The following is a 15,712-nucleotide window of genomic DNA, read 5'->3' as shown; positions in this document are numbered from 1 at the left end:
AAAACATAAATATATGCAAAATTTTCAATTAACCGATTTCTGTCACATCAAAGGAATTGGTTCGGCCTCAGGCTTAATTTATTATCAAGAGGTACTTTTTATCATTTCAGACAATAGTACATTTTTATATCAATATGTCATTGACAAAGAGGTTGTGCTAAAATTTCCTTTAGTTGAAAATCCACAAGAAAATATTGCAAAAAAAGACAAATTGGATTTAGAAGCCATGACAAGTTATGGAAATCAAATTTTTATTTTTGGTTCGGGTTCAACTTCTCAAAGAAATACAATGTTTTCTTTAAATTTAGAAAATGATGCATTAAATAAAAACGACCTATCGTATTTATATCAAATGCTAAGAAATTTAGCATCGTTGGAGGAAGATGAGCTTAACATTGAAGGTGCCATTTGTATCCATAAAACGATGTTGCTTTTTCAAAGAGGTAATGGTGCAAACGGCAAAAACGGAATTTTCATCGTACCAGATAACCCGGAACAACCACAAGGTTTTGTAACAGTAAAACTTCCAAAAATTTCTAACGTTGAATTTACTTTTACTGATGCCATTTTAGTGGATAATTTCATTTATTTTTTGGCTTCAGCAGAAGATACAATTTCAACTTATGAAGACGGCGAAGTTTTAGGTTCTCTAATTGGAAAAATGAATGCTGAAACTTTCGAAATATTGGAAACTCAAATTATTTCTAATTCTCATAAATTTGAAGGAATTACTTTATACAAAAACGATGAAAATGAAATAAATTTCCTACTTTGCGAAGACACTGATACAGACGTATTAGAATCGAAAATTTATAAATTAACTGTAAAAAAATAAAAATGAATCCAATTTTTAAACAAAATGTCTTTCTTGTAAAAGAACAAGTTGGCATGTTCAAAGCCTCAAACAATTTCGATATTTTTAATCCAGAGAACAATGAATTAGTTTTAACGTGTAGAGAACCCAATTTGGGATTTTTCACGAAACTTTTTCGTTTTACAGACTACAAAAGAATGACACCCTTCGATATTGAAATCAGAACTGCGGCTGGCGAGCTGGTTGTTCAAATTAAAAGAGGTGTCACTATTTTCCGTTCAGATATTGATGTTTTTGATGGTGGTGGAAGAAAAATTGGCGTTTTCAAACAGCAATTCTTCTCTTTTGGTGGGCGATTTGAAGTACACGATCAACACGATAAAAACTTATGCACACTTCAAGGAAAATGGACAGGTTGGGATTTCAAATTCAGTAAAGACAATAAAGAATTGGCTTCTGTTTCAAAAAAATGGGCTGGTTTAGGGAAAGAGTTTTTTACTAGTGCTGATAACTATGTTATTAATATTACTGATGTGGCTGAGGAAAATCCACTTCGCCAATTGATTATTGCTGCTGTAATGTGTATAGATATGGTTTTTAAAGAATAATTCTTAAAATTTAAAAAATCGTAGGCTTAAAACTTGCGATTTTTTTTTGTAACAATTCTTAAAAAGAATACACAAATAGAAAAAAACTATACTATATGATTAAACATTTTCTCACACTCGAATGGAAAGCTTTTATCCGTTCGGCCTCTTTTAAAACCAATTTAGTTTTTAAAATTTTTATGGCCTTAGGGTTCTTATATTTTGCGCTAATTTTTGTAGCTGCCGGATTTGGAGCTTTTTACGGTTTAAAAAAAGCTGGTTTAGAACCTTTACAAGCTATCAATAAATTTTTAATTTACTATTTATTCGGCGATTTAATGTTGCGCTATTTTTTTCAAAAAATTCCAACCTTAACCATCCGACCGCTATTGGTTTTACCAATTAAAAAAAATACAATCGTAAATTTTTCATTGGGAAAAACAGTATTAAACTATTTTAACATTACACATGCCTTCTTCTTCATTCCTTTCAGTATTATTTTATTAGTAAATGGATACAATGCTTTAGGAGTTATAACTTGGCATATTGGCATTTTATCCATCATTTTATGTATTAATTTTTTAAATATTTTAATCAATAACAAAGACGTTCTTTTTGGCATTGTTGCCTCCATTGTTGTAGGATTAATTGCCTCTCAATATTACAAACTATTTGACATCACAGTTTATACACAACCTTTCTTTCAAGGTTTATATGAACATATTTGGATGGTTATTCTACCAATTGTAAGTTTACTTCTTATTTATTTTTTCACCTTCAATTTCTTTAAAAAAGATTTAACTTTAGATGAAAGACTTCACATCAAAAAGAATTTAGCTACTTCAGAAGATTTAACTTGGCTAAATCAATTCGGAACTTTAGGCACTTTCCTAAAAAACGATATAAAACTTTTAAGAAGAAACAAACGTGCTAAAACAACACTTTACATGAGTGTGTTTTTCTTATTTTATGGTTTAATATTTTTCACAGTAGATACTTATAAAGGCGGCGTTATGCAGGCTTTTGCTTCTGTATTTGTAACTGGTGGTTTCTTAATTAATTTCGGACAATTTGTTCCAAGTTGGGACAGTTCTTACTACCAATTAATGATGACACAAAGTATTTCATACAAAGAATACTTAAATTCTAAATGGTGGTTAATGGTTATCGGAACAGCAATTAGTATGGTTTTAGCTTCCTTTTATATTTACTTTGGTTGGGAAATTTATCTTACCATTTTAGCGGCTGGAATTTATAACATCGGATTTAATTCATTTTTGGTTTTATTAACAGGTGCTTACACCAGAACGGCAATTGACTTAGAATCGGCAAAAGGTGCCTTTGGAGATAAAAAAGCTTTTAATTTTAAAACCCTATTGTTTTCGCTACCGCAATTATTAATTCCGATTTTATTATTTGGTTTAGGAATGCTTTTAAACAATATCACTATTGGATTATGTTGTATTGCGCTTTTTGGAATTCTAGGTTTACTTTTCAAATCGCAACTTTTTTCTATGATTGAAAAAATTTACAAAAAAGAAAAATATAACGCCATTGCTGCTTACAAACAAAAAAACTAATTTAAATACCATAAATTATCATGATACAAGTCAATAATCTTAGCAAAAAATATAATACAACTACTGTTTTAAATATTAATGAATTAGAAATTCCAAAAGGACAAAGTTTTGGATTAGTAGGAAATAACGGAGCGGGAAAAACTACTTTTTTTAGTTTGTTATTAGATTTAATAGAACCAACAACTGGACAAATTATAAACCATAATGTTCAAGTAAATTTGGGTGAAAACTGGAAAAAGTTTACCGGTGCCTTTTTAGATGAAAGCTTCTTAATTGGGTATTTAACTGCGGAAGAATACTTTTATTTCATTGGCGAATTACGTGGGCAAAACAAAGCAGATGTAGATGCCTTATTAAAAAAACATGAAGAATTTTTTAATAACGAAATTCTAAACACTAAAAAATATTTACGCGATTTATCTAAAGGAAATATGAAAAAAGTGGGAATTATTGCCACTTTAATTGGAAATCCAGAAGTAGTTATTTTAGATGAACCTTTTGCGAATTTAGATCCAACAACGGTAAACCGACTTAAGAAAATCGTTAAAGAATTAGCCGAAAATCCTAACGTTACTGTTTTAATTTCGAGTCACGATTTATTACATACTGTAGAAGTTTGCAACCGAATTGTAGCATTAAACAAAGGCGAAATTGTAAAAGATATTATGACATCAGAAGAAACCCTACAAGAATTAGAAGCCTTTTTCGCAGTCTAAACTTTAAAATTTCATACATTTATAATCGTAAGTTAACCGCTTACGATTTTTTTTTGAAAATATTTTAAAGTTGTCCCAACCTTTTGGTAAAAAATGGCATCTATATAATAAATTAATAAACATTGAACAACGAATTTCGAAATCTAAAACTTGAAACCTTAACAAAATAAATGATAGATATAAAACTCATACAAGCCTGTAAAAAACAGCAACGTGATGCACAACGGCAAGTCTACGAATTGCTAGCACGTAAATTATACTATACGTGTTCTCAGTATTTGAAAAAAGAAGAAGAAATTGAAGAAGCTATGGCGGATGCGTTTTACATGATTTTTACAAAAATTGACCAATTGAAAGAAGAATTAGCTTTTGAAGGTTGGGCCAAAAAAATTGCAGTGAATCAGTGTTTGATGCAATTGAAAAAAAATGTGAATTTTAATTTGTATTTGGAAGATGTAGCGGTTAAAAATCAACCTTTAACAGACGAAATGTGTGATTTAGAGGAAGAAGATTTACTCAACTTGCTCCATCATTTGCCAGATGGTTGCAAAACAGTTTTTAGTTTGTTTGTTATCGAAGGTTTTTCACATAAAGAAATTGCTGAAAAACTTCAAATTTCTGAAGGCACATCAAAATCGCAACTCAATGTGGCCAAAACAAAATTAAAAGATTTGGTAAACCATTTTTTTTATCAAAAAGCGAAATAGACCATTAGTTTTAAGTAAAAAGTGATAAGTAAAAAAAGATAAACTTAAAAGTTTAAACAAATACAAAATGAACTCAGAAGAAAACATATATAACAAAATAAAAAATGCTTCCCAAAAAGGCGAAAAAGACTTTCCAGGAATGGATAAGGTTTGGAATCGTGTGGAAGAAAAATTAGACAACACCATAACGGTACAAAAGAAAAATAATTGGCAAAAACTGGCTATTGCGGCAATAGTTTTATTTAGTTTTTCAATTATCTATCAGTTGGTAACGAATGAGGAAACTTACAAAGGGGAAATCAATAGAAAAGAGGAAAATTCTGTAATTGTTTCAAAAGATTCCATTGAGAAAATTATAGATCAAGCTAATGAAGTTGTTGTTGAAAATGGAAGTTCTAAAAAAACTGATAAAGCGATGCAACCTTTTTATAATTTTAATTTAAAAACTGTAGAAAGTGATACTTATTTAGATGCATCAGAACCATCAAATTTTAAAATAAATGATTCGATAGAAAAATATAGTCTTCAAACTGAAAAATTAGTAGAAGAAAATAGAACTCCAATCGATTTACAAAATAATTTATTTAAAGAAAACGAAATCAGTATGAGAAATAGCACTACAAACTTCGTTTCTTCAAATGCCACCAATGGTTTTTTTGCACCAAATAAAAAATATGATACTACAATAACTACTTCAAAATATAAATCTAAATCTGAAAAAGCTCCAGTTATAGAGAATAAAGATTTAGTTGTAATTGATGGTGTCGCGATGGGCGGTAATTTTGATGCTAAAAGCGAATTGGCAAAACTAAAATCTAATGAAATAGATGATGTTACCTATTTACCAAATCCTTTATACATTATAAACGGAATAGAATATTCTGAAGAATCGTTATTTGGGAAAAATCCAACTAGTCCTTACGCGCCATTATCCAAACAAGAAATAACCTCTTTTAACAGCATAAAACCAATTGATGCGATTAAAATTTATGGCAAAAAAGGCGAAAAAGGTGTAGTTATTATCACTACAAAAAACGGAAAACCAGCCAATAAATAAGATGGAAAATCAACTTTGCCAATCACTTTAAACCAAAAAGTACGAATTATTAGTATTAGTTATACTGAAGAAAATTTTATGCTGCTGAAAAAAATGTAATCTTTTTAAAATACACCTATTGAAATTAACTCAAAAGAAGTTTCAAAAAAAAATATTGAAAATTTTTAAAACCTAATCTGTAAAACATGACAAAACTTAAATTTTTAACCTGTTTGCTATTCGTCAATTATAGTTTTTCTCAAAAAATAGAAAACGAAAACTATGATACTAAAACTGCCTTGTTAGTCATTAATAGTCTTTTTTTAGATACGGCTGCCATGGATAAAATCCCAACAAATGCCATCGAAAGTTTAGAGGTTTTGAAAGAAAATGATGCGATAAAAAGATTTGGCAAACAAGGTAAAAATGGAGCAATTGTTATACGAACAAAAAAAATCTCAAGTAAAGAGTTAAAAAAGTTATATGCACTTTATCCCTCAACCATTGAGTTAAATGTAAAAAGTCAAATCAAAAAAATCACAGGAAAGGTTACAGATTGTGAAAACATTCCCCTACCGAACATTCTGGTTCAAAATATCAATACTAAAAAAAGTGTTTTTACTGATAGTTTAGGAGAATTTTCACTTGAAATGAGTAAAAACGATATACTTTCTTTTTCTAATGAAAGATATCAACCATTACGCCTTCAATATACCAATCAGAAAAAAATAGTTACAGCATTAAAAATAAAAGATACCTACGGAAATATTATGGTTGAAAAACCCGTTATTTATTTGTATCCGAAAGAAAAAACGGATGTGGAATTAAGCCTTAAATTTGATGGGAAAATACTAACTACTTTTCCAAAATTAGAAAAATCTTGGAACGTAACAGCGTATGAAAATGGACAAATATTCGATAAAAAAACAAATCGTTTTTATACTTCTTTATTTTGGGATGGTGAAATTTCATTTCCACCTTCGCATTATCAGTACAAAACTGGATTTATCGTTGAAAAAGAAAAACTGGCTTCTTTTTTAATTGAAAAATTAGAATTTATGGGTTTAAATACGGTTGAAACTAACGAATTTATTCAATACTGGTTGCCTATTTTAGAGAGAAATAAAACTACTTTCATACATTTTTTAGTCAATGAAAATTACGATGTTTTTTCTACAAACTATGTTACGCCAAAACCAGACACTTCAATTAGAATTTTAATGGAATTTTTTGGTGTGGATGCGCCAATTTCAATTCCTCCGCAAGAATTACCAAAAACTATACGAAAAGGTTTTACACTCGTGGAATGGGGCGGTTCAGATGTAAGTAACCAATTACCCTTGAATTATTTGAAATTAAATTAATATTTTTCAAAATATTTAGTTCAAAAAAAATCCCGATTTACATCGGGATTTTTTTTATTTAATCATGGCTGCTTTATCTTTCATTTTTAATTCTTGATAACAAAGACGCAATGCATTTTTAATGTCAACATTGTTTATATCTAATTGATAAGCTCTTTCAAAATAAGGTAAGGCTTTCATAAACATCTCTTTTCTTTTATTATTAAGCTCATCATATTTTTTTAAATTTTTAAGATTAGCATTGATTTCTTCAACAATTTTTTCATCATCTTTTAATAATAAAAAACCTGCATTATATTGCAATTGAGCATTATTTGGATCTTTTTGTAATATACCTTCAATCAATTTCTGATAAGTAACTACATCATTATTTCTGTAATATAATGCAGCATTATCCATTTGTAGTTGTATATCATCTGGATTTAATTTTATTGCCTCTACAAAGTCTTTTTTAGCTTGTTCGTCATTTTTGTTAAAAAAAGCTAAAGCTGCAATATTTTTTGCTACTTCTGATTCTTTACTACCAAACTTTCCAACGCCAGTTCCATTAAAACCAACAGCTTTTATTTCTCTGTAATATTTTTCAGCAGCAATATAATCTGCACCTTGCATTGCAGTTATAGCTGCATTTTCTAAGTTAGAGACATCGTTTGGTTCTATTTTGTAAATATTGTAAAATACATCAGACGCTTCCTTGTATTTTTTTTCATTGTTAAACGCAAATGCCTTTTGTTTTATAAAAGGTTTCATGGTAGCGATTTTGTCATTTATTTCATTTGTAAAAACTATTTTTCCAGTTTTTGCTTCAAAATCTAAAGTAGTTTTCAGACCATCTACAAGTTCAGAAAAACTTTGTGGTGTTAAAAATTTTTCCAACATTAAGATATTTGGTTTGTCTACTGAAGCTGCCATTTTAGCAAAAGGAGCTAAACTTTTATAATAACCTGCAGCAATTTTATCTTCATCAGACGCTGCTATAGCTTCTAATTTCTGAATAGTTTCGTTAATTTTTGCAAATTCTTCTTGCGTTAATTTCTCTTTGCTATATAACTTTTTTAAAGTTTTTAATTCTTCTTTTTGGGCAAATGCGGTTGTTGCTACTAAAAGTGAAATTCCAAATACAATTTTTCTCATCTGTTATATGATTTAGTTTAACAAAAGCCCAACGAATTGGGCTTGTAAAATTTATTTAATCCTCGGTTTGATCTGTTTCACTATCCGTGCCATCATTTTCGGCAGTATCGTCAAACTCTGTTACAATCGGATTTCCATCTTCATCTAATTCCACTATTTCTTCGTCTTCACGTAATACTTTAGTTACAGCCGCTATGGAGTCATTACCTTTAATATTAATTAATCGAACACCTTGAGTTGCTCGTCCCATAACTCTTAGATCAGAAACCATCATACGAATCGTTAAACCAGATTTATTGATAATCATTAAATCATCATCATCGGTAACATTATTAATAGCAATTAAAGAACCTGTTTTTTCTGTAATATTTAATGTTTTTACACCTTTTCCTCCACGATTAGTGATTCTGTAAACATCCTCGCCATCATCTTCTACTAATTTAGTTCGTTTACCATAACCGTTTTCAGTCACTACTAAAATTTGTGTATCATTAACATCTTCTTTGTTAACTGTAACAATTCCAATAACTTCATCGGTTTCATCTTTTAAAGTAATTCCTCTAACTCCAGAGGCCGTACGACCCATCGGACGTGTTTTTTCTTCTTCAAAACGAACGATTTTACCTGATTTCCCAGCAATTAAAACTTGACTAGAACCATTTGTTAATTTAGCGCCTAATAATTCATCACCCTCTTTAATTGTAATTGCTGCTACACCATTTACACGTGGTTTAGAATATTTCTCTAAAGAGGTTTTCTTAACCTGGCCTTGTTTCGTAACCATAATTAAATTATGACTTTGAATATATTCTTGGTCTTTTAAATCTTGTGTACAGATGTAAGCTTTAACTTTATCATCTGGTTCTATATTTATGATGTTCTGAATCGCTCTTCCTTTACTAGCTTTCGTACCTTCTGGAATTTCATAAACACGCATCCAGAAGCATTTCCCTTTTTGAGTAAAGAATAATAAATATTGGTGATTGGTAGCCACAAATAAATGTTCTAAGAAATCTTGATCTCTAGTTCCAGCTGATTTCTGTCCAACTCCACCTCTATTTTGAGTTTTGTATTCCGATAATGAAGTACGTTTGATGTAACCGGCATGAGAAATAGTAACCACAACACTTTCATCTGCAATTAAATCTTCAATACTAACGTCTCCGCCAGAATATTCAATTTGAGAACGACGGGCATCACCATATTTTTCCTTAATTTCAGTTAATTCATCTTTAATGACTTGCATTCTTAAGTCTTTGCTAGCTAATAATTCTTTTAAACTTGCAATTAACTTCATAATTTCATCGTACTCAGCTCTTAACTTGTCTTGTTCTAAACCAGTTAATTGACGCAAACGCATTTCAACGATAGCACGAGCTTGAATTTCCGATAACTTAAATCTTTCAATTAATTTATTTCTGGCTTCTTCTCCATCTTTAGAACCTCTAATAATTTTAATTACTTCATCAATATTGTCTGAAGCAATAATTAAACCTTCTAAAATATGAGCTCTCTCTTCAGCTTTTCTTAAATCGTATTGTGCTCTTCTAACTACAACTTCATGACGATGTTCTACAAAATAATGAATTAAATCTTTAAGATTTAACATTTGTGGTCTTCCATTAACTAGTGCAATATTATTAACACTAAAAGAAGATTGTAGTTGAGTAAATTTGTATAGTGTATTTAATACAACATTTGGAACGGCATCTCTTTTTAATTCGTAAACGATTCGCATTCCATTTCGGTCAGATTCATCACGAATCGTAGAAATACCCTCAATTTTTTTCTCGTTAACTAAATCTGCTGTTTTTTTAATCATCTCAGCTTTGTTAACTTGATAAGGAATTTCAGAAACAATTATAGATTCTTTACCATTAACTTCCTCAAAGTTTGTTTTAGCACGCATTACAATACGTCCACGACCTGTTTTAAAAGCTTCTTTTACCCCTTCATAGCCGTAAATTGTTCCACCTGTTGGGAAATCTGGAGCTTTAATATGTTTAATTAATTCATCAACTTCAATATCTGTATTATCTATGTAAGCTAATGTTCCGTCTATAACTTCTGATAAATTGTGTGGAGCCATATTGGTAGCCATACCAACCGCAATTCCTGAAGCACCATTAATCAATAAGGTTGGTACTTTTGTAGGTAGAACTTTAGGCTCTTCTAAGGTGTCGTCGAAATTTAATTGAAAATCAACTGTTTCTTTGTCAATATCTGCTAACATTTCTTCAGATATTTTTTTCATTCTGGCTTCTGTATAACGCATTGCTGCTGGGCTATCGCCATCTACAGAACCAAAGTTACCTTGACCATCAACCATTAAATAACGTAAACTCCATTCTTGCGCCATACGTACCATCGCATCGTACACAGAAGTATCTCCATGCGGGTGATATTTACCCAAAACCTCTCCAACAATTCTGGCAGATTTCTTGTGGGCTCTATTAGAAAAAACTCCTAATTCATACATTCCAAATAAAACTCTTCTGTGAACTGGTTTTAAACCATCTCGCACATCAGGTAATGCTCTAGATACAATAACCGACATCGAATAATCGATGTAGGCTGACTTCATTTCATCTTCAATATTAATAGGAATTAACTTTTCTCCGTCAGACATAGGTATTTATTTAATTTTTACTCTTTTTTTTGAACGTGCCAATATACGATTTTTTGTGTTTTTTAAAAGGAATTTTTCAAACAAAATCTAAATACTTATCAACAATAACTGAAGAAATTTTTAACAAATTATAACACTTTTCGCTTTTATTTCTCATTTTTTTTTTGTCAATTAGCAATATTATAATGTGCCTTTTATTTGTACATTAGAATTTTGTATTTTTACAGTAGATATAAAAATTTATGGAAGATAATTTTTCGCCTAGAGTTAAAGATGTAATTCAGTATAGTAAAGAAGAAGCCTTACGTTTAGGTCATGATTTTATTGGTACTGAGCATTTACTTTTAGGTATTTTAAGAGATGGAAATGGAAGCGCAATTGATATCTTAAACTTTTTAAATATTAATTTTGAATTACTAAGAAAAAAAGTAGAAATATTAAGTCCAGCCAATCCAAATGGAAATGTAAATAACGACAAGAAAAACTTACATTTAACCAGACAAGCAGAGAGAGCTTTAAAATATACTTTTTTAGAAGCTAAAGTTTTTAATACAACCTCTATCAGCACCGCTTTACTAATGCTGTGTGTATTAAAAAACGACAACGATCCTACAACAAAGTTATTAAATAAGTTAAAAATTAATTATGAAAACGTAAAAGATATATATATGAGCCTAAACAACAGTGAAGATGACAATATTTTAAAAAACGCACCAAGAGCAGAAAATTTTGATGAATCAAATGATGATGCTTTCAAAGATAGCGGTTCAACTCCATCAAGTAATAGCGGAAATAAAACTACTAAAAAATCTAAAACTCCTGTACTAGATAATTTTGGTAGAGATTTAACCGAAATGGCTGAAGAAGGAAAATTAGATCCTGTAGTGGGTCGTGAAAAAGAAATCGAACGTGTTTCGCAAATTTTAAGTCGAAGAAAAAAGAACAACCCACTCTTAATTGGTGAACCAGGTGTGGGTAAATCGGCTATAGCAGAAGGTTTAGCTTTAATGATTGTGAAGAAAAAAGTGTCTCGAATTCTATTTAATAAACGAGTTGTAACACTAGATTTAGCATCATTAGTTGCAGGAACAAAATACCGTGGTCAGTTCGAAGAACGAATGAAAGCGGTTATGAATGAACTAGAAAAAAACGACGACATCATTTTATTCATTGATGAAATTCATACCATAGTAGGCGCTGGTGGAGCTACAGGCTCTCTAGATGCAAGCAATATGTTTAAACCTGCATTAGCAAGAGGAGAAATCCAATGTGTTGGAGCTACAACTTTAGACGAGTATCGACAATATATTGAAAAAGATGGTGCTTTAGAACGTCGTTTTCAGAAAGTAATTGTGGAACCAACTACTATCGATGAAACAGTTACCATCTTAAATAATATCAAAGGAAAATACGAAGACCATCATAATGTTACTTACACACATGAAGCTATTGAGGCTTGTGTTAAACTAACAAGTCGTTACATGACCGATCGTTTTTTACCAGACAAAGCTATTGATGCTTTAGATGAAGCCGGTTCGCGTGTACATATTACTAACATCGAAGTGCCTCAACAAATTTTAGAACTAGAAAAACAATTGGAAGAAGTTCGTGAATTGAAAAACTCTGTTGTTAAAAAACAAAAATTTGAAGAAGCAGCAAAATTACGTGACGACGAAAAGAAAATCGAAAAAGACTTAGCCATTGCTCAAGAAAAGTGGGAAGAAGATTCTAAGTCAAACCGTGTTGTGGTTACTGAAGACAATGTTGCCGATGTAGTTTCTATGATGACAGGAATTCCTGTAAATAGAATTGCACAAACGGAAAGCAATAAATTAGCCAAATTACCTGAACTTATCAAAGGAAAAGTAATTGGTCAAGATGATGCAGTTCAAAAAATTGCTAAATCGATTCAGAGAAATAGAGCTGGACTTAAAGATCCGAACAAACCGATTGGTTCATTTATATTTTTAGGTTCAACCGGTGTTGGAAAAACACAATTAGCCAAAGTATTAGCCAAAGAATTATTTGACTCAGAAGATGCCTTAGTTCGTATCGACATGAGTGAATACATGGAAAAATTCGCGATATCTCGATTAGTTGGAGCACCTCCGGGTTATGTAGGTTATGAAGAAGGTGGACAATTAACTGAAAAAATCAGAAGAAAGCCTTATGCTGTGGTGTTATTAGATGAAATTGAAAAGGCACATCCTGATGTTTTTAACATGATGTTACAAGTTTTAGATGATGGATTTTTAACTGACAGTTTAGGAAGAAAAATTGATTTTAGAAACACCATTATTATCATGACGTCAAATATTGGTGCGCGCCAATTGAAAGATTTTGGTCAAGGCGTAGGTTTCGGAACAGCTGCAAAAGTTGCCTCAGCAGACGAACATAATAAATCTGTTATTGAAAACGCATTGAAAAAAGCATTTGCACCAGAATTTTTAAACAGAATTGATGATGTAATTGTATTTAACAGTTTAGAAAAACACGATATTGATCAGATTATCGATATCGAAATGGCAAAATTAATTGTTAGAATTAAAGATTTAGGATACACCCTAAACATTTCTGAAAAAGCAAAAGACTTTATTGCGGAAAAAGGATTCGACAAACAATTTGGAGCACGTCCTTTAAAAAGAGCCATTCAAAAATATGTAGAAGATGCTTTAGCAGAAGAAATCATAACTTCTAAAATTCATGAAGGCGACATAATCTTTATGGATTTAGACGATAACAATTCGGAACTCACCGTAGTCATTCAAAAAACTGAAAAACCTGCTAATTAGCAGGTTTTTTTTATACCACTATGAGTTATATAAATAAACAATTTCTACAGAAACAAAAAAAACCTGCTAAGTAAATAGCAGGTTTTAATATTCTTTAGAAAAGATACTTATGAATCTTTTCTATATGTTAAATCACCAATTTTACCTGGCATTCTTTTTCCTTGTATGTCATATATAGCTCTTACCCATAAAACACCAAGCATTGGTACTACAATAAAGGTTAACTTATTAAACTCCCAAGCTTTAGAAAAATCCAAATGTATAAAGTGCATTACACCTCTTGTTAATCCACAAGCATAACATTCAATACCTGCCAATTGGACAGACAAACATATACTTTCACCTTTATCAAAAGTATCAGCAGGAAAAAACAAAAGAACAATTGGAGCTAAAATGGTTACTATATTTGAAATATAGAAAAAGATTTTTTTAATCATTTTAATTAGAATGTTTTAGCGTAACTACCGTTTTTAGGTTGTAAATCACCAGTACAAATTCTGATTAAATCGATTAAAGACCAAATTCCACAACCACCTAAAGTAAGTAATTGAACAATTCCTTGCCATGTGTAACCTAAATAAAATCTGTGAATTCCTAATCCACCAATTGCAAATGCTAAGATAGCAGCAATAATTTGACTTTTACCTTCTGCGGCAGCAGCAGGTGAAGACAGTTCATCTTCTTGATTTTCAACAACAATTGTCGAGTTTGTGTTGTTTGTAGTAGTTCTTTGAACTGGGAACGATGCATAAGTTGCAGTTAAAGTTCCAACCATCAACATTAATGCTGATAAAAATAATTTGATTTTCATAAAAAAAAAGTTTTAGATTTACACAAAAATAACAATTATACTTAAATATCAATGAAAAAAATTAAATCTTTTTTAACATTATTTGTCTTACTATCATTAACTAGTTATTCCCAAGTCAATTATGAATTTTATGGCGCTTTAAAATTGAATGGAAACGACAAAACGATAATCACTTATCGTTTAGTTTTTACAGAACAAAATGGAAAAATTAGCGGATATTCTGTTACTGACTTAGACGGAGTGCATGAAACGAAGAATAGTATTAGTGGTACATATGACAAATCTAAAAAGCTATTTTCTTTTCAAGAAAAAGAAATCTTATATACCAAGTCGAAATTTGATGAAAATTCTTTTTGCTTTGTTAACTTTTCTGGAAAAGTAAAACTTGTTGAAAACACAAGTAAATTAGAAGGTGCTTTTAAAGGTTTATTTAACAACAAAACGAAATGTATAGACGGTACAATGACGTTAATCGGTAGTAATAAAATATATAATTTAGTAAATAAAGTAAATAAGAAAATTCAGAAATCTAAGAAAATTGATGCTAAAACTAAAAAAGAGTCTAATCCAATAAAACTAATTGATAGTTTAAAAATAAATAAACTAAGTAAAAACCAAAATTTAAATGTGTTTTGGGAATCCAATGCTGTACGATTAGATATTTGGGATAATGGACAAGAAGATGGCGATATCATTCACGTATATCAAAACAATAAATTATTACTTTCTGAATATACTGTTACAAATAAGAAAAAAACTATCACCATACAACTTCAAGGGAAAAATGATGTTTTCAAAATTGTAGCTCTTAACGAAGGAAAAATTAAACCCAATACGGCAAAATTAGAACTTCATGATAAAAGTAGAAGTTTTGAACTTCTTGCCACATTAAATAAAGACGAAGAAGCTTCAATTACCATTATAAAAAAACCTGCTAATTAGCAGGTTTTTTATTATATCATTTTAAAAGGCATACCCTATTGAAATATTAAATCTTAGAAATTTTGGCAATAAAAACAAGCCATCAATTTGATCATCTGTGTTAAAATATTGATCTATATTTTCTACTTCATAAGGAATTTGATAGGTACCACCTGCATTAATATCTAATGTAAGATTAGAAGAGGAAGTATTTAGTAGGAAAAACTGATAGCCTAGCGCACTTCCAATTCCAACCGACTTTATATTTTCAGTATAATTATTATACGTTCTTTCAAATGCAATATAATTAGCGATGGGTGCAGCTACATAAAAGCCGTTTAATGCTCTTTTGTTGAATAGAAAATTTTTCAATTTATATTCAAAACCAGTTTGATTGTACTTCCCATTACCATCAAATGAGGGTGCTTTTGCTGTAATAAAAGTAAATTCGTGACTTGTTCTTCCTTTTTTATTTGAAAATTCAAAACCAATTTCTGCACCATTAATTACATAAGTAGGTAAATTAACTTTTATATTTTTGGTTTGAGAAAACCCAAAATTTACACCACAAACAATCAAAAGAAACAAAGTATTTTTTACACTTTGGAAGGAGTATTTCAT

14 protein-coding genes are annotated in these 15,712 nt (G+C 30.3%); 9 read left to right on the top strand and 5 right to left on the bottom strand.

From position 1 onward, the window contains the following. Window positions 1-13 precede the first annotated feature (13 nt). The 7 genes from G4D72_RS03880 (at window position 14) to G4D72_RS03850 (ending at window position 6,804) form a co-directional block, all read left to right on the top strand. Window positions 14-835: a DUF6929 family protein gene (locus tag G4D72_RS03880; protein ID WP_166076305.1), complete on the top strand. Its 822-nt coding sequence runs from the start codon at window positions 14-16 to the stop codon at window positions 833-835. 2 nt (window positions 836-837) lie between these two features. After that, complete coding sequence (locus G4D72_RS03875; protein WP_166076304.1) at window positions 838-1,422, top strand: LURP-one-related/scramblase family protein; 585 nt, start codon at window positions 838-840, stop codon at window positions 1,420-1,422. A gap of 95 nt (window positions 1,423-1,517) precedes the next feature. Next, a complete protein-coding gene (locus tag G4D72_RS03870; RefSeq protein WP_166076303.1) occupies window positions 1,518-2,981 on the top strand; it encodes a DUF5687 family protein in 1,464 nt (487 codons plus the stop codon). A 20-nt stretch (window positions 2,982-3,001) separates the two neighbouring features. Then, window positions 3,002-3,697, top strand: a complete 696-nt coding sequence (locus G4D72_RS03865; protein WP_166076301.1) for an ABC transporter ATP-binding protein — start codon at window positions 3,002-3,004, stop codon at window positions 3,695-3,697. A gap of 170 nt (window positions 3,698-3,867) precedes the next feature. Continuing rightward, window positions 3,868-4,404, top strand: coding sequence for an RNA polymerase sigma factor (locus G4D72_RS03860; RefSeq protein WP_166076300.1), 537 nt, complete (start codon window positions 3,868-3,870; stop codon window positions 4,402-4,404). A gap of 67 nt (window positions 4,405-4,471) precedes the next feature. Beyond that, on the top strand, window positions 4,472-5,461 hold the full coding sequence (locus tag G4D72_RS03855) for a hypothetical protein (protein WP_166076299.1): 990 nt from the start codon (window positions 4,472-4,474) through the stop codon (window positions 5,459-5,461). 185 nt (window positions 5,462-5,646) lie between these two features. Then, complete coding sequence (locus tag G4D72_RS03850; protein WP_166076298.1) at window positions 5,647-6,804, top strand: carboxypeptidase-like regulatory domain-containing protein; 1,158 nt, start codon at window positions 5,647-5,649, stop codon at window positions 6,802-6,804. Between the two features lie 54 nt (window positions 6,805-6,858). On the opposite strand, the gene G4D72_RS03845 is transcribed toward G4D72_RS03850, so the two are convergent. Beyond that, window positions 6,859-7,938, bottom strand: coding sequence for a tetratricopeptide repeat protein (locus G4D72_RS03845; protein ID WP_166076297.1), 1,080 nt, complete (start codon window positions 7,936-7,938; stop codon window positions 6,859-6,861). A gap of 55 nt (window positions 7,939-7,993) precedes the next feature. Then, on the bottom strand, window positions 7,994-10,567 hold the full coding sequence (gene gyrA / locus G4D72_RS03840) for a DNA gyrase subunit A (protein ID WP_166076296.1): 2,574 nt from the start codon (window positions 10,565-10,567) through the stop codon (window positions 7,994-7,996). Between the two features lie 242 nt (window positions 10,568-10,809). Here gyrA and G4D72_RS03835 point away from each other — a divergent pair, with 242 nt between their 5' ends. Further along, the gene (locus G4D72_RS03835; protein ID WP_166076295.1) at window positions 10,810-13,359 is read left to right on the top strand and encodes an ATP-dependent Clp protease ATP-binding subunit; all 2,550 of its coding nucleotides are present in this window, start codon (window positions 10,810-10,812) and stop codon (window positions 13,357-13,359) included. Window positions 13,360-13,466: 107 nt separating this feature from the next. Here the strand turns inward: G4D72_RS03835 and G4D72_RS03830 are convergent, their stop codons facing one another. Together G4D72_RS03830 and G4D72_RS03825 are read right to left on the bottom strand one after the other, a co-directional pair. Next, on the bottom strand, window positions 13,467-13,796 hold the full coding sequence (locus G4D72_RS03830; RefSeq protein ID WP_166076294.1) for a DUF2752 domain-containing protein: 330 nt from the start codon (window positions 13,794-13,796) through the stop codon (window positions 13,467-13,469). Window positions 13,797-13,801: 5 nt separating this feature from the next. Then, a complete protein-coding gene (locus G4D72_RS03825; RefSeq protein ID WP_166076293.1) occupies window positions 13,802-14,170 on the bottom strand; it encodes a TM2 domain-containing protein in 369 nt (122 codons plus the stop codon). Window positions 14,171-14,221: 51 nt separating this feature from the next. On the opposite strand from G4D72_RS03825, the gene G4D72_RS03820 reads away from it, so the two are divergent. After that, window positions 14,222-15,112 carry a hypothetical protein gene (locus tag G4D72_RS03820; protein WP_166076292.1) on the top strand — a complete coding sequence of 297 codons (891 nt, stop codon included), beginning with the start codon at window positions 14,222-14,224 and terminating at the stop codon, window positions 15,110-15,112. A gap of 21 nt (window positions 15,113-15,133) precedes the next feature. Here the strand turns inward: G4D72_RS03820 and G4D72_RS03815 are convergent, their stop codons facing one another. Continuing rightward, window positions 15,134-15,712 (bottom strand): DUF3575 domain-containing protein, encoded by a 579-nt coding sequence (locus G4D72_RS03815; RefSeq protein ID WP_166076291.1) that lies wholly within the window; start codon window positions 15,710-15,712, stop codon window positions 15,134-15,136.

Origin of the sequence: Flavobacterium difficile, from assembly GCF_011392115.1 — a bacterium.
Taxonomy (GTDB): Bacteria; Bacteroidota; Bacteroidia; order Flavobacteriales; family Flavobacteriaceae; genus Flavobacterium; species Flavobacterium difficile.
This window is presented reverse-complemented; position numbering and strand designations above follow the sequence as displayed.